Genomic DNA, 17,650 nt, shown 5'->3' with positions numbered 1-17,650 from the left:
TGGGAACGGCCATGGACACGAGCGCGATCGGCGGCTGCTCGCCCGAGGCGGCGATCTGCGCCCGCAATATCGCGCGCGATTTCGAAAGCGGGCAGCAGGTGATCCGCGTGCTGCACGGGATCGATACCGATATCCGGCCAGGCGAGATGACCTACCTCGTCGGCGAAAGCGGATCGGGCAAGACCACGCTGATCTCGATCATGTGCGGGATCCTGTGGCCGACCGAGGGCGAGGTGCGCGTCTTCGGGACCGACATCTATTCGCTGAGCGACGACGAGCTCGTCAACTTCCGGCTGCAGAACATCGGCTTCATCTTCCAGCAGTACAACCTCATCCCCTCGATCGACGCCGCTGCCAATGCCGCCGTCCCGCTGATCGCACAAGGCATGCCGGTCGAGCGTGCCCGCTCCAAGGCCAAGGAACTGCTCGACGCGCTCAACATCGCGGACCAGGCAGACAAGCTGCCCAACCAGCTTTCGGGCGGCCAGCAGCAGCGCGTCGCGATCGCCCGCGCGCTGGTGCACGAACCGCGCCTCGTCGTGTGCGACGAGCCGACCGCCGCGCTCGACGCCAAGTCGGGCCGCCGGGTGATGGATTTGCTGCGCGAAGTGGCGGTCGCGCCCGACCGCGCCTGCGTGATCGTCACCCACGACAACCGCATTTTCGACCTCGCCGACCGCATCCTCGTGCTCGAGGACGGACGCATCATTCATGACGGCACGCAGATGCCGGACGGCCACTAGGACCAATCGCCATGGCATTACTCCCCCAAGGTTTCAGCTTCTCGCGCAAGGCGCTGCCGGTGATCGCCGCGATCGGCTTCATCGCCGCGGTCCTCTTCATCGCCTTCAGCCTACCCAATCGCGAGCTGAGCGAGCCAGAAGAGCAGCCCGCGCGTGCTACGGGGCCGCTGGCCAATGCGCCGCGGGTGGCCGGGGCGGGCGTGGTCGAGCCGTCGAGCGAGATTATCGATGTCGGCACGGCCCTGTCGGGCCTTGTAACCAGCCTCTACGTCCAGCCGGGCGACCGCGTGACGAAAGACCAGTGGCTGTTCACGGTCGACACGCGCCAGATCCGCGCCGGTCTTGGCGAAGCGCAGGCTTCGGTTGCCGAGGCCAATGCCAGCATCGCCGACGCGCGCAGCGCTCTAGCGACGGCGCAGCGCCAGCTCGACCTCTATCGCAGCATCGACGATCCTGCCGCGGTGAGCCGTGCGGAAGTCATCCGTGCAGAGGGCGAGGCAGACATGGCGCGGCAACGGCTGAAGCTGGCGCAGGCGCGGCTGCAATCGGCCCGCGCGAGGGTCAATGCCGCGCAAACCGAACTCGGTCGCGCCAGCGTTCGCGCGCCGATCGCCGGTGAGATCCTCGCGGTCAACATTCGCGAGGGAGAATATCTCTCGACGATGGGCGGGCAAAGCCAGCCCTTCATCCAGATGGGCGAAACGCAGCCATTGCACGTCCGCATCGATATCGACGAGGACGAGGCAGGTCGCATCAAGCAAGGCGCAGAAGCTTACGTCAGCCCGCGCGGGGCAGCCGAAATGCAGGTCAAAGCGACATTCGTGCGCGCCGAACCTCTGGTCATCCCCAAGCGCTCGCTCACCAACTCGGCGCAGGAGCGCGTCGACGTCCGCGTGCTGCAGCTCATCTACGCATTGCCCGATAGCGCGCGTGAGAGCTTCAACGTCGGCCAGCAGGTCGATGCCTTTATCCCTGCGAAGGACGGCAGCAAGTGAGGTTGCGCAACTCCCTCGTATTGATCCCGGCTGTGGCGCTCGGCGCCTGCGTCGCCGGTCCTGCGCCCGAGATCGCGACGCCGGTTCCCACGCTGCCCGGCGCGTTCTTCTACGTTCCGGCCACCACCGAAAGCGCCGCGCTCGAGGCGCTGCTGCCCAGTAGTGACCCCGCATTCGTCGCGCTGTCGGACCAAGCGTTGAGCGACAGCCCTACCCTCGGTGAAGCGCTGGCACGGGTAGAAGCCGCACGAGCAGGAGCCGCTCGCGCGGGCGCAGAGCGCCTGCCGAGCGTCGGCGCCGATGCCTCGGTGACCGGAACACGCACCAATCCCAACCAGTTCGGCAACAGCTTGCCGCCCGGTATCTCAATCGACACTGAGCGCACATCCTACGCCGCCAATCTCACCGCGCGCTGGGATCCCGACCTGTTCGGCGTGCTCAAGGCGAGCGAGCGTGCCGCCCTGGCGCGGATCGATGCCGCCAGTGCGGGCGCGCAGGCCGTACGACTGGCATTGATTTCGGAAATTGCCGCCAGCGTGATCGACTGGCGGACGCTCAGTTCCCGGCGCGAGGCGCTGGAGCAGGATGTCGCCGCCGCGACGCGCCTCGCCGACCTCGCCCGGCAGCGCGAAGAGGCCGGTATCGCGCCCGGCTTCGACCGCGTCCGCGCCCAGGCCACCGCCAGCCAGTCGCGTTCGCGGATGGCCGCGCTCGCCAGCGAAGAGGCACGGCTCATCGGTCGCCTCGTCACGCTGACCGCGCGCGATGCGGCGTGGGTAGCCGCGGCGCTCGAGACGCCTGCGCCGGATAGATTTGATACGACCGCCCCGGCAGCGCTGCCGTCGCTCCTGCTGGCCAATCGCCCTGACGTAGCGCGTGCCGAAGCCGAACTGGCGGCGAGCGATGCGGAACTGGCGGCAGCGGCGCGCAAGCGCTTCCCGCGGCTGACGCTCTCTGCCGCGCTGGGCCTGCTCGCCTTCGATCTGGGTGAATTGTTCGACAGCGATTCAGTCGTGGGCTCGGCCGGCGGAAGCCTGCTCGCTCCCCTGCTCGACTTTGGCCGGATCCAGGCTGAGATCGACGGAGCCGCTGCCGAGAAGCAGGCCGCCTTCGCGCGCTATCGCGGGGCGGTGTTCGCAGCGCTGGGCGATGCGGAAACCGCCTATGGCCTGGTCGCAGCGGCGGATGCCGAAGCGGCCGCCGCCGCCGACGAGTTCGCCCAGCTCCAACGCGCCGCCGCGCTGGCCGACACACGTTATCGCGCGGGGCTGGCCGATTTCCTCACCGTACTGGAGGCGCGCCGGGCCGCCGATGCCAGCGGAGAACGCGCGGCCGCCTCATTGGGCCGGGCGCAGCGCGCGCGCGTGCTGTTGTGGCAGGCTCTGGGCGGCGACGTTCAGCCGACCAGCCGGTCGATCAGCCAGTAACTCGCGGTGATGCCGATCCCATAGGTCGCGAACCGTAGAGCCGGCTGTTCGGCCTTGGGTGCCAGCCGCGTTACGGCATGGCGCAGGCCGATCACCGCGGCGATCACCAGCAGCTGGCCCGCCTCGACCCCGACATTGAAGGCGAACAGCGCCGCGGGCACTTCGCCCTCGGGCAGGCCGATTTCGCGCAAGGCCCCGGCGAAGCCGAAGCCGTGAAGCAGGCCGAAGCCGAACGCGACCAGCCACGGCCAGCGGCGGGTCCATGTCTCGCGATCCGTGTGCAGCAGTTCGACCGCGAGGAACACGATACTGAGCGCGATCAGCGCCTCGACCGGCTTTTGCGGCAGGCCCGTCATGCCGAGCGTCGTCGCCACCAGCGTGATCGAATGTGCGATGGTGAAAGCGGTCGCCGCCTTGACCACCTGCCAGCCGCCGACCACCAGCAGGACAAGCGCTACGACAAACAGCAAATGGTCCCAGCCCATCAGGATGTGCTCGGTCCCGATCACGAAATAGCTGCGCAGGACCTGCCAGCGATCGGGCCGGGCGATGATGGTCGCAAGCGGTGCGCTCGCCGTCAAACGATGGCTTTGAACCTCACGGTCGAGCGGTGCGATCCGCACGAGCGCATCGGCCTTCCCGGCGAGCTCGGGCAACCCGATAGTACCGCCGGAGACCTCGCCTTCGCAGCGCACTTGCGCATTACCGATCAGTGCCGCGGCCCCGAGCGAACGCGCAATCTCGCCCTCTATGGCGCAATTCTGCGGCAGCGTAGGCACGATAAACTGGACCGCGCCCGGTGATGCAACGGGCTGCTTCCAGTCGAGCGACCATTCACCGGGAGTAGTTTCGGTAAAGTCGATCGAGGCCGGGCGCACTTCGTCGGCCTGTGCCGGTACCGCCATCAGCAGCAGCGCGAACAATCCGGCCAGTAGCCGCAACATCATTCGATCTCGATCCGGTAGGCCTCGCGCAGGATCTGGTAGGCTTGCTCGCGTCGTTCGGCGATCGTCGCGCTGCGCCAGTCGTTTTCGACATCCTCGCGGACGTCCTCGAACGGTGGCACGCTGCCCGCTTCGCGCGATCTCGTCCGCACGAGGTGCCAGCCGAGCCCAGAGGGGATTGGTCCTTGCCAACTATCGCCGACATTGAGCGCATCGATCTCGGCGACAAAGCGCTCCCCGAAACGATCGAGCACTTCGCGGCGCGGCTCGTCGTCGAGCGACACCGGCAGGCTGATCCGCTCGCCGAGCGCCTGCCAATCCCGCGCGGCACCAATCCGCGCCTTGGCCGCGCGCGCTTCATCCTCGGTCGAGAACCAGAGCTGGTCGAAGGAGTAGCTCGCTTCGTCGGAGAACCGCGCAGAATTGTCGGCATACCATTGCCGCAGCGTCGCCTCGGCGGGTTGCTCGGTCTCGGCCCGCCCGCTCGCCAGCATGTCCATCTTCTGCGCCAGGCGCCGCCGGACGATCGCATCGTCCTGGTCGAGGCCGAGCCGCAAGGCCTCGCGATAGAGCACTTCCTCGCGGACGTAGCGGTCGATCTGCGCATCGAGTTCGGCGTCGGTCGGCGCACGGCTCATCAACCGTTCGAACCCGAGCGCGATTTGCGCCTGCGTCTCGCGGTCGATGGCGATGACCCGGCTGGATGGATCGACCTCGCCGCCGCGCAACGAGAACAGCGCGAAAACCAGCGCGCCTCCGACCAGGAAGTGGACCAGCGGTTCGCGGGTCCAGGCAGGTAGGTTCACTTCGCCCCCGTTATTTGAGTGCAGCGGGTTTGAGCCAGATCGGCGAGCTATAGGCACGTTCCTGAGCCACGGCATCGGCCAGCGCTTCCTCGGGAAGCTTGATCCCGAACCGAACCATGTCGAACAGCGTCCAGCGCGGCGTCGGGATCTCGATCACGCGCACATAGTAAAAGGCGCGCTGTCCCTGGCGGTAGTCGGGATCGGTCCAGGCCGCCCGGAGTTCGGTGGCTCCGATATCGTTGGTGTATTCGGCCGTCTTGCGATCGACGGTGTCGCCCACGGCAGGAACCTTGCCGCCGGTGCGAACCCGCGTTTCCATATCGCTCCAGACGACATCGTAGACCTGCTCGCGCAGCTCGCCCGAAGCATCGAGCCAGCCCTTCACCACCTGCACCCGGTCGAGGTTGGCCCCATCGGGATCCTTGAGTGCCGAGATCAGGAAGGTCGGCGCCTGGCCGCCATCGGTCAGTTCGCCGCCCATCGGCACGCCGCGCGTATATCCCGCACGGACCCAATCGCCGTCCCAATCGCTCTCGGCGAAGTCGAACCCGCCGAAGACCCGCAGCACCATGCGCGGCCCGGTGGTGGCATAGACCTCGCGCCGCTTGAAGGCATCGAAGATTTCGGCGCGCGTATTGCCCCGGGCCCAGGCGGCCGCGTAGCCGCCGGCGAGATAATGCCAGCCGAACCGCTGTGCATTGGTGCCAAGGTTCTGGCCCTTGAGCGCACGGTCCTTGATCGCCGGCTCGCCGCCGGTGTGCTTGCCGAAGAAATTGTCTTCATCGCCGGTCGCGAAGGCCGTGTGGCTGTCGGTCGAGCCGATCATCCCGAAGGCGTAGGGGTTCACGCCCAGCTTCTCTTCGAGCGAGATGCCGCGCTTGAGCGCTTCGCGAATGTAGTTCCCGCCGAACATGTCGGGCGTCGCCTCGCGAGTGAGCGGGAGATTGCCCAGTTCCCAACCCTTGACCCCAAAGCCGGCGAATTCGTCATTGGGCGAGAGATAGGGGTGCGCCTCGCTGTCACCCTTGATCTGCGTGGCCTCGACCACCGGTTCGGCGTTGGCCCGCTTGCGCGCATACTCCGCGGTCATCGGGCTGCCGTCGGGCATGGTCATCTCGAACATCAGGCCATTCGAAACGTTGGAATTGTGCGGGATCGCCAGCGCCTGGCCGCCGGTCTTCTTGGCGTAGGACGCCATGTAGTCCCACAGGCCTTCGACCTCGGTATCGAGGCCGGGATAGGGAATGACCTGCTTGGTCCGCGCGCTGCCATCGCGGAACATCACCACGCGGTGGAGATTGTTGCCGTCCGGCATCAGCGTGTATTCGAAGCCTGCCAGCGCGGTGAACTGACCCGGCTTGTTGTAGCGGTCGAGCGTTTCGAGATGCGCGTCCCAGATGTCGCGGGTCGCCTTGTCCTGCGTTTCCTCGTCCGACAGCAGCGCTTCCGGTACTCGATCATTCGCCGCCGCATCGATCAATTCAGCAATTGCGCGCTGCGATTGCTCGGGGCTCTCATGCATCATGTCGTACCAGCGCAGCACGGTCTCGTCGTTCATGGCGAGAATCGCGACGCGCGGTGCCTCATAGAGCCGCCGGGTCGAGCCTAGCCCGTCCGAGTGATCGGAGATAACGAGGAAGTCTAGCGGCCTGGACAGCTTGGCCTTGATGCCGGTGGTCGAGGTCACTTCCTGGCCGCTGGCGAATTGCAGCGCCTCTTCCGGCCCAAGCCTGACGCCAAAGCCGAAGGCATCGATCGAGTTGTTGGTATGGAGGTGGGTGTCGCCCCAATAGGGCCGGTCGGGAAACTCGGCGAGTTCGATGGTGCCCTCGCCGTCGCCCGCCCGGCTCTCATCTACACTGCCCATCCCATTGCAGCTAGCCAGTGCCAGTGCCGCAACGCCTGCCAAAGCCCATCCGGGCGCAATCCGGCGCATAAAACCTCTCCCACCTATGCGATATGCGCAGGAAGCTTGCGCTCTCAGAACCAGTGGTCAAGGAAAACTTTTTAGAAGATTCCGAGGAATCCGCCGCCGCCGGACCCGTTAGAGTTCCAGTAGTAATAGGTCCCGAAACCGATTGCCGCTACGGAAAGCGCAGTTGCTATCAGCATCAGCAGGCCATCGCGCACGGTCAGCGCCAGGCCGAAAGCAGCGATCGCCAACATCGGGGCGCTGCTGGCAAAGGGCAGGAATTCGAGCGGCGGGACAGTGAGGCAGAGCAGGAGAATCATCACTGCGGCCACTTTCTGCATCGGCGCCGAGGTGAACTGCTTGAGCCGCCCGTGAAACCAGTGGTCGAGCTTTTCAGCGATCCCCTCCAGCTTGTGGGCGGACTTGTTGAGCTTGTCAGCACCGACCGAGCGTTGTTCGATCCAGTTGGGTAGCCAGATGTGATCGCCCGCAAGGAGCATTTGGACCGCGACCAGAGCGCACATCAGGGCGAGGAAGCTGGGGACGCCGGGAATGCCGCCCAGCGGGGTGAGTTCCAGCAACGCAAAAATCAACAGGAACGGGCCGTAGCTGCGCCTGCCGAACTCGTCGACGACATCGCCGATGCGGACCTTGTCCTGCTTCTCGGCCAGGTCCTCGATCGCTTCGACCGCCTCTTCGACGCTATGTGGTTCGTGCGACATTGCTGGCCTCCTCGCGCCAATCAACGCACCACGGAGGGTTTCGGCACCCGGGCGCGAGGCTTTGTCGGCTCAGCCCGGGCGTTTCTGCACTAGCGCACTCCGCAGGCACCGGCACACCACCTCGTCGCGCTGATTGAGCATTTCATGCGTCCAGGTGACGATTCCGGCAGTCGGTCGGGACTTGCTTTCGCGCAGCTCGGCGACTTCGCTGGTCGCGCGCAAAGTATCGCCGATCGCTACCGGCTTGGGCATCGCCAGCTTGTCGTAGCCAAGGTTCGCGATCAGCGTGCCGAGCGTCGTGTCGCCGACCGACAGCCCCACCATCAGGGCGAAGGTGAAGGTGCCATTGACGAGGATCTGACCGAATTCGCTGGCCTTGGCCGCCTCGATATCGAGGTGCAGCGGCTGCGGGTTGTGGGTCATGGTAGTGAACAGCAGATTGTCTGTTTCGGTCACGGTGCGCCGGATCTCGTGCTCGATCCGGTCACCGACCTGCCATTCGTCGAAATACCTACCGGCCATCGGTCAGCCCCCTGCCTTCCAGCGCTCTACCACTTCGGCACCGTCCTGTGCGCTTTCGCGGATGGTCCCCGGTGTGCGGTCGAACCGCGGCGCCGGGGCGGTATGCCATACTCCGTCGCGCTCGACATAGGCATTGCGTGCCTTCATGTGCGGATGTTCGCGTGCTTCCTCCAAGGCGAGGACTTCGGCGGCGCAGGCGTCGGTTCCTTCGAGCAGGCTGGCCCATTCCGCCGCCGGTTTCGTCTTGAATAATGCCGCGAGGCGCGCGGTGTAGTCGGCCCAGTTCGCGGGATTCATCTGGCCCTCGCGAAGCTCAGCCGGGGCGTCGATCCGCTCGAGAAGCTCGGCATAGAATTGCGGCTCGATCGCGCCGACGCTGATCTCGCGCCCATCGGCGCATTCGTAGCAGCGATAGAAATGCGCGCCGCCGCTGAGCATGCCCTTGCCGCGGTCGGTCGAAAGGTGCGGTTGATGCCGCACCCCGAAGAAGAAGCTCATCAGGCTGGTCGCGCCATCGACGATCGCCGCGTCGACGACCTGCCCTTTCCCGCTGCGCTCGCGTTCATAGAGAGCGGCGAGAATGCCGAACGCACAATACATCGAGCCGCCGCCAAAATCGCCGACGAGGTTCTGCGGCGGCTGTGCCGGTTCGCCCGGACGGCCCACAGCCGCCAGGGCGCCGGTGATCGCAATATAGTTGATGTCGTGGCCAGCCGCCTGGGCGAGCGGGCCATCCTGACCCCAGCCGGTCATCCGTGCGTAGACGAGCCGCGGATTGTGCGCGAGCATGGCGTCGGGGCCCAGCCCGAGCCGCTCCATCACGCCCGGTCGATACCCCTCAACCAGAACATCGGCATGCGCCGTGGCGTCGTGAATGAACTGGCGACCTTCCTCGCTTTTCAGGTCAACTTCGACCCGGTGCCGCGCGCGGTCGACCACGGGGTTGGCCATCCGTCCGCCCGGTCGCTCGATCCGGACGACCTCCGCGCCCAGATCGGCCAGCAGCATGGCAACATGCGGTCCTGGTCCGATCCCGACGAATTCGACGACCCTGAGGCCAGTCAACGGCCCGTTCGATTGCGGCATGAAACGCTTCTCCCTCTGGCGCTTGCATGGCCCGCGTCACCGGCTCTGGCAAGGGTGGGATTTCCGTTAGCTGCAGATTGACTTTGCGCGCCGCGAAGCCGGATAGGGGGCGTATGAAGCGGGTCTTGGCAGTGGCATCGGGCGGCGGGCATTGGGAGCAGTTGATGCTGCTCGCCGACGCCTTTGCGGGCCACGAAGTCCGATTTGCGACTACGGCCGCGGCGCAGGCGGAGTATTTCGGCGTCGTGGATGCGATGGCGCTGCCCGACTGCAACCTTGGCCAGCCGCTGCGTTCCCTGGGATGCGCGATCGTCTCGCTGGGACATCTCGTGCGGAGCCGCCCGGACGTGGTGATATCGACCGGTGCGGCTCCGGGATTGTTCTGCATTCTGTGGGGGCGAATGCTGGGCGCGCAAACGCTCTGGATCGACAGTATCGCCAACGCCGAACGCCTTTCGCTGTCAGGACGACTGGCGACGCGGATCGCGCATCGCTGCCTCACGCAATGGGAACACCTCGCCGACGGCAAGCGAGTACAATTCGCCGGAGGGGTGCTGTGATTCTCGTCACCGTCGGGACGCAACTCGGCTTCGATCGGCTGATTCGGGCCATGGACGCGATCCAGCCCGGGATTGGTATCGAATTCGTCGCGCAGATCGGGCGCGGTCGCTTTATTCCGCGCAGGATGGATTGGGCGAAAACCTACTCACCGGCGGATTTCGAAGCGCTCACGCGGCGTGCGGCGCTGATCGTGTCGCATGCCGGGATCGGCTCGGTCCTCGCGGCAAGGCGTCTTGGCAAGCCGATCGTTCTCCTTCCCCGGCGCGCTACACTGCGCGAACATCGCAGCGATCATCAATTGGCTACCGCGCGCCAACTTGCTGACCGCAAAGGGATTTTCGTCGCGATAGACGAACGGGAGCTGCCGGGAGCCATCGCCCGCGGACTGGCGTGCGGAGAGGTCGAGCACGGGCATCCGCCGGAACTCCTTCGGCTGCAAGCCGCCGTCTCCGGCTTCATCGGCTTTGGCGAACTGCGTTAACCGCGCTGAACCCGCAGAAAACGGCCAATTGTAAAGTCGGCAATCCTGCCCGAGTTAACCAGTTTTTGAGGTGATCGCGGCAATGTCGGCGGCATGGAAGCTGTCGTCAAACCGTGGCCGGAACCGGCCTTCGATCATCAGGTCGCCGTCGTGGGACTGGGCTATATCGGTCTGCCTACCGCCGCGGTGCTGGCAAGCTATGGCTGGTCGGTGTGCGGCGTGGATGTCTCTCCGCGCGTGGTCGAGACCGTCAATTCCGGCGGTGTTCACATCGAGGAGCGCGATCTCGACCGGCTCGTGCACGAAGCCGTGGAAGCGGAGCGTCTGGTGGCCTCGACCGCCATGCCGCAGGCGCATTTCTACATGATCGCGGTGCCGACGCCGCTCGCTTCCGGCAACCAGCCCGATATCTCCTTTGTCGAGGCGGCAGCGCGGTCCATTGCGCCCAATCTGTCGCGCGGCGCATGCGTGATCGTCGAAAGCACTTCGCCCATTGGCACGACCGAGCGGGTCGGGGAAATCATCGGCGAACTGCGCCCCGACCTGACGATGCCGGTCTTCGGCAGCGAGCGCGGCGGAGATATTGCCCTCGCCTATTGCCCCGAGCGCGTTCTTCCGGGGCAGATCGTGACCGAACTTGTCTCCAACGACCGGGTCATCGGCGGCGTTTCCGTGGCCTGCGCCGAGAAAGCCGCGTCGCTTTATCGCAGCTTTGTGAAGGGCGATTGCCTGGTCACGAATGCGCGCGTTGCCGAGACGGTGAAGCTGGTCGAGAACAGCTTCCGCGACGTCAACATTGCGTTTGCCAATGAGCTTTCGATGGTGGCCGACGCCGTCGAGATCGACGTGTGGGACGTCATCCGGCTCGCCAATCGCCACCCGCGCGTCAACATCCTCCAGCCCGGACCGGGGGTAGGCGGGCACTGCATTGCGGTCGATCCCTGGTTTCTCGTCGCTGCCGCGCCACAACAGACCAAGCTCATCCGCTCGGCTCGCGAGGTGAACGATTACAAGGCGCACCATACAGGCAGCCGCATCCGCGCGATGATGGCAGCTTCTCCCGAGGCGAAGGTCGCGCTGCTGGGCCTCGCATTCAAACCCAATATCGACGATTTCCGCGAAAGCCCTGCGCTGGAGATCGCGGCCGAACTTGCCCGAGACGAAGGCGACCGGCTCCTTATCGTCGAACCCTACACCGATGAATTGCCGCGAGATTTCATCGGCACGGGCGCCGAATTGCTAGAGCTTGACGAAGCGCTGAAAGCTGCAGATGTGGTCGCGGTGCTGGTCGATCACGACGCGTTCAAGCACCTCGACCTCGCCGCGCTGGCGGGCAAGATGGTCTATGATACGCGGGGCATGCTGAAGCGATGAGTCGACCGAAAATCCTCGTGACTTTCGGGACACGGCCCGAAGCGATCAAGATGTTTCCGGTCGTCGACGCGCTTCGCGCAACAGACCAGTTCGACACGCGCGTGGCGGTGACGGCCCAGCATCGCGAGTTGCTCGACCAAGTCCTGCAACTGGCGGGGATCCTGCCCGATGTCGACCTTGACCTGATGCAACAGGGCCAGAGCCTCGACGAGCTCTCGGCGCGCATCGTCACTCGGTTCGGCGAAGCGCTCGACCGCGAAAAGCCAGAGCGCGTGCTGGTCCATGGCGACACGCTGACGACCATGATGGTGACGCTTGCCTGCTATTTCCGCCGAATCCCGGTAGGCCATGTGGAAGCCGGGCTGCGCAGCGGCGACATCTACTCGCCCTGGCCCGAGGAAGTGAATCGCCGCGTCACCGGGGTGATCGCCGACCTCCACTTCGCCCCGACGCAGATCGCCGCCGATGCATTGACGGCAGAGACAGTTGACCCGGCGAACATCTTCATCACCGGCAACACCGTAATCGACGCGCTGCTTGCCACGCGACGCCGAATTGCGGCGGACCCCTCAATGGCGCCCGCGATCGCAGAGCTGCAACAACGCTTTGCAGGGAAACAGATCATTGCGGTGACGGCCCATCGGCGCGAAAATTTCGGCGACGGCATGCGAAATATCGCCACAGCGCTATCGGCCCTGGCTGCGCGCGACGACGTCGCGATCATCTATCCCGTGCACCCCAACCCCAATGTCGGCGGCGTCATGCGGGCAATGCTGGGAGATTACCACAACATCGCGCTGATAGAACCGCTCGACTATCCCAACTTCGTGGCGATGATGGAAGCCTCCCGCCTGATCCTTACCGACAGCGGCGGCGTTCAGGAAGAAGCCCCGAGCCTCGGCAAGCCAGTGTTGGTCATGCGGGACACGACCGAACGACCGGAAGGAATTTCCGCCGGGACTGCCAGGCTGGTTGCGACCGATCCGGAAAGGATCGTCGGCGAAGCATCGAAGCTGCTTGACGATCACGTTGCCTATGACGCCATGTCGAAGGCGCATAATCCTTACGGAGACGGCCAGGCCGCGCACAGGATCGTCGCCGCGATTGCCCAGCGCCACGGTGTCGGGCTGGAGCCGGCGCGACTTACCGCCTAGGTTCTCTATTTTCCGTCAGCGCCGCGTAGCGCGATGCAGCCAGGCCGACGCACAGGCTCGCTCCGAGATCGATAATCCAGTTGGGCCGTAGGGGTCCGAACAGCACATAGTCGATCGGCCCGAGCGAAATCAGCCTCATGCCGACCAACGCAATCATTGCGCAGGCTGCAAGCTGGGCAAGTCGCAGGGCCCGGACCAGCGCGCGCGTTTCGCGGATCGCTGTCCAGATGATCGCACCCAATACGGCAGAAGTCGCGAGGAGCGCCAGCAGCGCGAGCGGGCGTTGCAGGCTGCGCCTTGTCTCGTAAAGCTCCGCGCCCGACAGGACCGCACGAAACGCCATGCGAACCTGATCCTCGACGAGAAACACCCGCATCGCCGCCAGCAGGACGAAAAGTGACGCGATGGCAAACCACCACGCCATGTCGCCTTTTTCACCGCCGCCCAGGCCCGAGGTCTTCCCTGCCCGTCCGGCCACAGCAGCCACGCCGAGATAGAGCGCCGCCGCTATCAGGCTGAGCATGGAAGGCGAGCTATCGGGCATGGCGATCACCATACACCGCCCTTGCGACGATACGATCCGTGTAAACTGTCGCATCCACTGCAAAATAGCGGTGCATTACCTTCGCGCAGCCCGTGAACTGCACCGCCGTTTGGCCTAGGTTGTCGGTCGAATGAATTCGGCAGGATCGGCCCTGCCATCCTTTGGGTCGCGACGGGATCGATGAAACACACGGGCTCGAAAATATGTCAGGCCAAGTTGGGCGCGATGGCAACAGCCACTTTCCTGGTGGCGGCCTGCGGTACCACCCCGCCGCCCGCGATCGGCCCCACGGTTATACAGCCCGCCACCGGAATGGGTCAGGATAGCTATAGCTCGGCAGCACCGACGCTCTACCGCTTGCGCGGGACGGACAAGATTTCGGTGGTGGTCTACCGCGAACCCGATCTCTCGCTCGAAGAAGTTGCCATCGCACTCGACGGCACCGTGGGCCTTCCTCTGCTTGGCGCCGTTCAGGCTGCGGGCCTGACGACCAACGAGCTGGCCGAAGACATCGAGCTCCGCCTGCGCGCAGCGGGCGTGAAGGATCCGCAAGTCAGCCTGAACCTCACCAGCGCCGCCTCGCACAGGGTCACTGTCGAAGGCGGGGTCGAGGACCCCGGAGTCTACACTTTCCAGCCCGGTGACCGGCTTTCGGCCGCCTTGGCACTCGCCGATGGCCCCACGCGGGTCGCCAATCTGAAAGAGGTCGCGATTTTCCGCGAAGGCGAAGGCGGGATCTCAGTGGCCAAGTTCGATTATCGTTCGGTCAGCCAGGGCACGATGATCGATCCCGTCCTCGAGCCGGGCGACCGGGTCGTGGTCGGCCTCTCGGGGCTGTCGCAATTCTGGCAGGACTTCCTCCGCGCGCTACCCGCGTTCGGTTTGTTCACCAACGTCAACTGGTAGGCTGAGCGATGAACGAAGTTAGCAAGGTCGAAGCAGGCGGTGGCAAGAGCGAATATTGGCTCGATCAATTCCTGCCAGATGGCGAAGAGGGTGAGCGGCGGACCAAGGCGCTGACGCTTCCTGCAATCAGAGGCTTCCTCTACCGCCAGCGAATCACGATGGCCGCAACGCTCGGCCTCGTGATGCTCGCCGCCCTGCTCTTCACGCTACTGACCACGCCGATCTATCAGGCGACTTCGACCGTACGGGTCGAGCCCTATGGCAACAATATCGTCGAAGGGCAGGATCTGGCACCGACCGTTCCGACGAACGAAATCGGACGCTACTTCTTCACGCTCGGCAATGTCGTCGAGAGCCGGAGCATGGCCTACCGCGTGGTCGACGCCCTCAGTCTCGACGAGCGCGCCCATTTCCTCGGCGATGCCTTTGCCGAGGACGCGCCGGAAGGCATGTCGGAGCGAGAATGGGCGCGGCTGAAGCGCGAGGAAGCGGCAGAGATTCTCCTCGGCAATGTGACTGCAGTGGTCCCCCGCGATCGAGGAAATCGTAGAATGCCATCGCATGGCAGGCGACATCGATTACATGCTCAAGCTGCGCGTTCGCGATATCGCCGATTACGACCGCATCTACCAGCGGCTGATCGCGCGTGTCCCGGGGCTATCCGATGTTACCTCCAGCTTCTCGATGGAGGAGATGAAGTCGACGACGGTCCTGCCGCGCCCCGACTGATCCGCTACTGCGCCACCCACAGCGCGGCCGCGTAGGCGGCGAGGAAAGAGGCGAGGCTTGCGGCGATGACCGGAAACAGCGTGCGCCAGCCAGTTTCCAGCAGGGCAGACAAACGCGAGCGCATTGCCGTAGCGGTCACCGCCACCAACAACATCGCTTTGGATAGCGTGAGGGCACCATCGCGGAGCGGCTCCGGCACCGCGATCACGCTGTTGACCACCAGCAATGCCATGAAGCCGAGGATGAAACCGGGCAGTGCGATCTTGCGCCAGCTGGCTTTCCCACCTTTCTCCGATGACCCGAGCCACAGGGCAACGCCTGCCGCTATGGGCGCGAGCATGGCCACCCGGGCGAGCTTGACCACGGTGGCGTTGGCGCCGGCTTCATCGGAATAGCTGTAGCCGCCGCCGATCGCCTGCGCCGCATCATGGACCGATGCACCGATCAGGAACCCGGCTTGCGTGTCGCTGAAACCGACCAGCTTGGCGAGCGCCGGATAGAGCGACATGGCGATGGCGCTGGCAACCGAAATGCCGACCAGGGTCACGGAAAAGCGCGCCTGGTCGAGACGGTCGCGGCCGATCACGCCGTAAAGAACGAGGGCTGCCGAAGCCCCGCAGATGGCGGTTGCACCACCTGCGAGAATGCCCGCGGCGCGCGATTCCCCTACGATCCGCGCCGCCAGCAGGGCTGCCGCGAAGGCCGCGGCCATGACCCCCAGGAGGCTCGCGAAGACTGCCCAGCCAAGCGAGCTGACCTGGGCTGCGGTGACCTGCAGGCCAAGGAGCACGATCCCGGCGCGCAGGAGGTGGCGCGACGCGAAGTCGAGCCCTGGTGTGGTCGACTCGGCATCCGAAACGAAGCTGAGGGCGAGGCCGATGAGCAGGCCGAGTAGAATGATCGGAAAGCCGTATTGCTGCGCAAGGAAGGCCGCCGCCAGTGACGCCGTGCCACATACCAGCAGGCCAGGCAGGATGCTTGCCCCTGGTGCGGCGGGCACCTGTTCTTCCGCCTGGTAGATCTCTCCAAAGAGATCGCCGGCAAAGAATTCATGGCCTTTCTGATTCATCGGTGAACTGACCTGCCCTCCCCGTCTGCACCATCAGCGCGGCACAGGAAGGCGACATAGCCGAGCTACGCCGCGTGGCAAACGCCTTACGATGATCAGGCCCCACCCGTGGCGGGAAAGAAATGGCTAAGAGGAGGCCAGCATCTGCTTGCCGAGTTTCTCGATCATGGCGGCATCGTCGCTGACCTCACCGACCATCACGACCGAACCATCCTCAAGCTGGCGCACCATTACCAGCCCGAACTCGCCGCCTTCGAGCCGCACCCGTTCGAGCGGGCTGGTCGAGAGCTTGCGGAGCTTCTTCGCGGTTGCCTTCCTTACCTCTCGGCGCACTGAGTCGGAGGGGCCGTCACCACGCCGAAGCAGGCGTGCTTCCGCGACGATCCCCTTGATCCCGCCTTCTGCGTCCTGGAGGAAGTCCGACATTCCGCCCATCGGGACGTCCCGATAAACGCCGTGCGCCAGCACGGTGGCGTATTCGGTCACCCTCGTGCGGTCGAAGTCTGCTCCGAACACCAGCTTCACGATCGGGGTCATCGGCGCCCGTTCCTGCATGGTGATCCCTGCCCGTTCGATCAGGTCGACAAACTCGTCGGGCGAAGCATAGGCGAGAAGCGCGAAATCATATGCCTTGCTGATCGCGGCATAGAGCGCCCTGTGCGAGCGGCGCTCGAACGCCTTGGCATATTCGGCAAAGGTACGTGCTTCGTCCAGAGCGCTGGCGAGCGGGGTCTCGCCAAGCGGCGGCGGAACCTGCTTGGGCGCCATCTCGACTTCGGATTCCACGAGCAGTTGGTCGAACTCCAGTTCCAGCGTGTCGACCGGATCGTCCTCGAAGTATTCCGAGGTCAGATCGAGCACGTTCTCGTCCTCTCGCGAATTCTTGGCCAGATCGATCACGGCGAAGATGTGCAGCATGTTGTCGCTGTCGTCTCCGAACGGCAGCAGCACGCCATCGAAGCGGGCCTCTCCCTTAGGCCCGATGGCCTTGAGATTGCTGAATTCGATCGGGTTCATCGATCGCCCGACATGGGCGTTGAAGCGAGGAAGCTCCGCCAGGATCGAACCATCGGGCGCATCCGACAGCATTTCCAAATCGCTCCGGTTCGCCACGCGAGCATTCTCGGCGATGGACAGCCCGAGATAGCCGATCCGCGCGTCGCTGCCATCGCCCGAGAGCGACACGAGCACACCGTGGCCACGGAACCTGGGCAGGAGGAGCGACTTGAGCGAGTCCACTCCCGGCAAGCCTCCATCTTTCGGGATACGCGCCCAGATCTCCTTCGCCTGGGTGCGGAAATTGTCGCGATCGAACCCATACTGGACCGGCTGTAATTGGGTCGGCCCGGTGGCAGGTCTGGGCGCGGCGCCGTTCGGCTTCGCCTCGCCCGTCGTGATCGTCGTGTCGGTAGCCATGTCAAATTCACCCCTCACCGCCAGCAATAGGTGCGGTTCCCTGCGACCCTGACTTTCTTGTTATTATTCAATATGCTCTTTTCGCGAGCACGAGCCAATTGCCCTAATGGGGTATCTTCGCACCGAAGGAATCGCTCCCCACAGGACCATGGCAGCCGCTGAGGTTAGCGCGGAAAACTAACGACCGCAAAGATTCCGGGCCTGTAGGTTGGCCTGACCCGCGAGTGCAAGAGGCGGCGGCTCAACTGCCGAGCGCCGC

Annotated in this window: 18 protein-coding genes; 9 read left to right on the top strand and 9 right to left on the bottom strand. The window is 64.8% G+C overall.

What is annotated here, in order from left to right; translation table 11 throughout:
• Positions 1 to 11 precede the first annotated feature (11 nt).
• From P7228_RS08170 to P7228_RS08160, 3 genes are read left to right on the top strand one after another with little or no spacing between them, the layout of a single operon-like run.
• Entirely contained in the window at positions 12 to 743 is a 732-nt protein-coding gene (locus P7228_RS08170; protein WP_278014754.1) for an ABC transporter ATP-binding protein, read from the top strand.
• Positions 744 to 754: 11 nt separating this feature from the next.
• Complete coding sequence (locus P7228_RS08165; RefSeq protein ID WP_278014753.1) at positions 755 to 1,738, top strand: efflux RND transporter periplasmic adaptor subunit; 984 nt, start codon at positions 755 to 757, stop codon at positions 1,736 to 1,738.
• The gene (locus tag P7228_RS08160; RefSeq protein ID WP_278014752.1) at positions 1,735 to 3,165 is read left to right on the top strand and encodes an efflux transporter outer membrane subunit; all 1,431 of its coding nucleotides are present in this window, start codon (positions 1,735 to 1,737) and stop codon (positions 3,163 to 3,165) included. The genes P7228_RS08165 and P7228_RS08160 overlap by 4 nt, the downstream gene beginning before the upstream one ends.
• On the opposite strand, the gene P7228_RS08155 is transcribed toward P7228_RS08160, so the two are convergent.
• The 6 genes from P7228_RS08155 to P7228_RS08130 form a co-directional block, all read right to left on the bottom strand.
• Complete coding sequence (locus P7228_RS08155) at positions 3,135 to 4,112, bottom strand: HupE/UreJ family protein (RefSeq protein WP_278014751.1); 978 nt, start codon at positions 4,110 to 4,112, stop codon at positions 3,135 to 3,137. The genes P7228_RS08160 and P7228_RS08155 overlap by 31 nt on opposite strands.
• Positions 4,109 to 4,915: a peptidylprolyl isomerase gene (locus P7228_RS08150; protein WP_278014750.1), complete on the bottom strand. Its 807-nt coding sequence runs from the start codon at positions 4,913 to 4,915 to the stop codon at positions 4,109 to 4,111. The genes P7228_RS08155 and P7228_RS08150 overlap by 4 nt, the downstream gene beginning before the upstream one ends.
• Before the next feature lie 10 nt (positions 4,916 to 4,925).
• On the bottom strand, positions 4,926 to 6,851 hold the full coding sequence (locus P7228_RS08145) for a DUF3604 domain-containing protein (protein WP_278014749.1): 1,926 nt from the start codon (positions 6,849 to 6,851) through the stop codon (positions 4,926 to 4,928).
• Positions 6,852 to 6,922: 71 nt separating this feature from the next.
• Positions 6,923 to 7,549: an exopolysaccharide biosynthesis protein gene (locus tag P7228_RS08140; protein ID WP_278014748.1), complete on the bottom strand. Its 627-nt coding sequence runs from the start codon at positions 7,547 to 7,549 to the stop codon at positions 6,923 to 6,925.
• A 69-nt stretch (positions 7,550 to 7,618) separates the two neighbouring features.
• Positions 7,619 to 8,071, bottom strand: coding sequence for a MaoC family dehydratase (locus P7228_RS08135; RefSeq protein ID WP_278014747.1), 453 nt, complete (start codon positions 8,069 to 8,071; stop codon positions 7,619 to 7,621).
• A gap of 3 nt (positions 8,072 to 8,074) precedes the next feature.
• On the bottom strand, positions 8,075 to 9,157 hold the full coding sequence (locus tag P7228_RS08130; RefSeq protein ID WP_278014746.1) for a CaiB/BaiF CoA transferase family protein: 1,083 nt from the start codon (positions 9,155 to 9,157) through the stop codon (positions 8,075 to 8,077).
• Between the two features lie 113 nt (positions 9,158 to 9,270).
• Here P7228_RS08130 and P7228_RS08125 point away from each other — a divergent pair, with 113 nt between their 5' ends.
• The 4 genes from P7228_RS08125 to wecB all read left to right on the top strand — a co-directional run bounded on the left by P7228_RS08125 (position 9,271) and on the right by wecB (position 12,727).
• Positions 9,271 to 9,717 (top strand): glycosyltransferase family protein, encoded by a 447-nt coding sequence (locus P7228_RS08125; RefSeq protein ID WP_278014745.1) that lies wholly within the window; start codon positions 9,271 to 9,273, stop codon positions 9,715 to 9,717.
• On the top strand, positions 9,714 to 10,199 hold the full coding sequence (locus tag P7228_RS08120; protein WP_278014744.1) for a glycosyltransferase: 486 nt from the start codon (positions 9,714 to 9,716) through the stop codon (positions 10,197 to 10,199). Before P7228_RS08125 ends, P7228_RS08120 begins: the two co-directional genes overlap by 4 nt.
• Positions 10,200 to 10,292: 93 nt before the next feature.
• Complete coding sequence (wecC, locus tag P7228_RS08115; protein WP_278014743.1) at positions 10,293 to 11,573, top strand: UDP-N-acetyl-D-mannosamine dehydrogenase; 1,281 nt, start codon at positions 10,293 to 10,295, stop codon at positions 11,571 to 11,573.
• Entirely contained in the window at positions 11,570 to 12,727 is a 1,158-nt protein-coding gene (wecB, locus tag P7228_RS08110) for a non-hydrolyzing UDP-N-acetylglucosamine 2-epimerase (protein ID WP_278014742.1), read from the top strand. The genes wecC and wecB overlap by 4 nt, the downstream gene beginning before the upstream one ends.
• Here wecB and P7228_RS08105 read toward each other — a convergent pair.
• Positions 12,717 to 13,271, bottom strand: a complete 555-nt coding sequence (locus P7228_RS08105; protein ID WP_278014741.1) for a hypothetical protein — start codon at positions 13,269 to 13,271, stop codon at positions 12,717 to 12,719. The two genes, wecB and P7228_RS08105, sit on opposite strands and share 11 nt — an antisense overlap.
• 225 nt (positions 13,272 to 13,496) lie before the next feature.
• On the opposite strand from P7228_RS08105, the gene P7228_RS08100 reads away from it, so the two are divergent.
• Together P7228_RS08100 and P7228_RS16105 are read left to right on the top strand one after the other, a co-directional pair.
• Complete coding sequence (locus P7228_RS08100; protein WP_278014740.1) at positions 13,497 to 14,177, top strand: polysaccharide biosynthesis/export family protein; 681 nt, start codon at positions 13,497 to 13,499, stop codon at positions 14,175 to 14,177.
• Positions 14,178 to 14,185: 8 nt separating this feature from the next.
• Positions 14,186 to 14,941: a hypothetical protein gene (locus tag P7228_RS16105; protein ID WP_430732462.1), complete on the top strand. Its 756-nt coding sequence runs from the start codon at positions 14,186 to 14,188 to the stop codon at positions 14,939 to 14,941.
• Here the strand turns inward: P7228_RS16105 and P7228_RS08085 are convergent.
• Both P7228_RS08085 and P7228_RS08080 read right to left on the bottom strand, forming a co-directional pair.
• The gene (locus P7228_RS08085; protein ID WP_278014738.1) at positions 14,911 to 15,975 is read right to left on the bottom strand and encodes a YeiH family protein; all 1,065 of its coding nucleotides are present in this window, start codon (positions 15,973 to 15,975) and stop codon (positions 14,911 to 14,913) included. The two genes, P7228_RS16105 and P7228_RS08085, sit on opposite strands and share 31 nt — an antisense overlap.
• Positions 15,976 to 16,101: 126 nt before the next feature.
• Entirely contained in the window at positions 16,102 to 17,391 is a 1,290-nt protein-coding gene (locus P7228_RS08080; protein WP_278014737.1) for a hypothetical protein, read from the bottom strand.
• Positions 17,392 to 17,650 lie beyond the last annotated feature (259 nt).

Source organism: Altererythrobacter sp. CAU 1644, from assembly GCF_029623755.1.
Taxonomy (GTDB): Bacteria; Pseudomonadota; Alphaproteobacteria; order Sphingomonadales; family Sphingomonadaceae; genus Erythrobacter; species Erythrobacter arenosus.
Note: the sequence above shows the minus strand (reverse complement) of the source record. Positions and strands in the feature narration are given on the sequence as shown.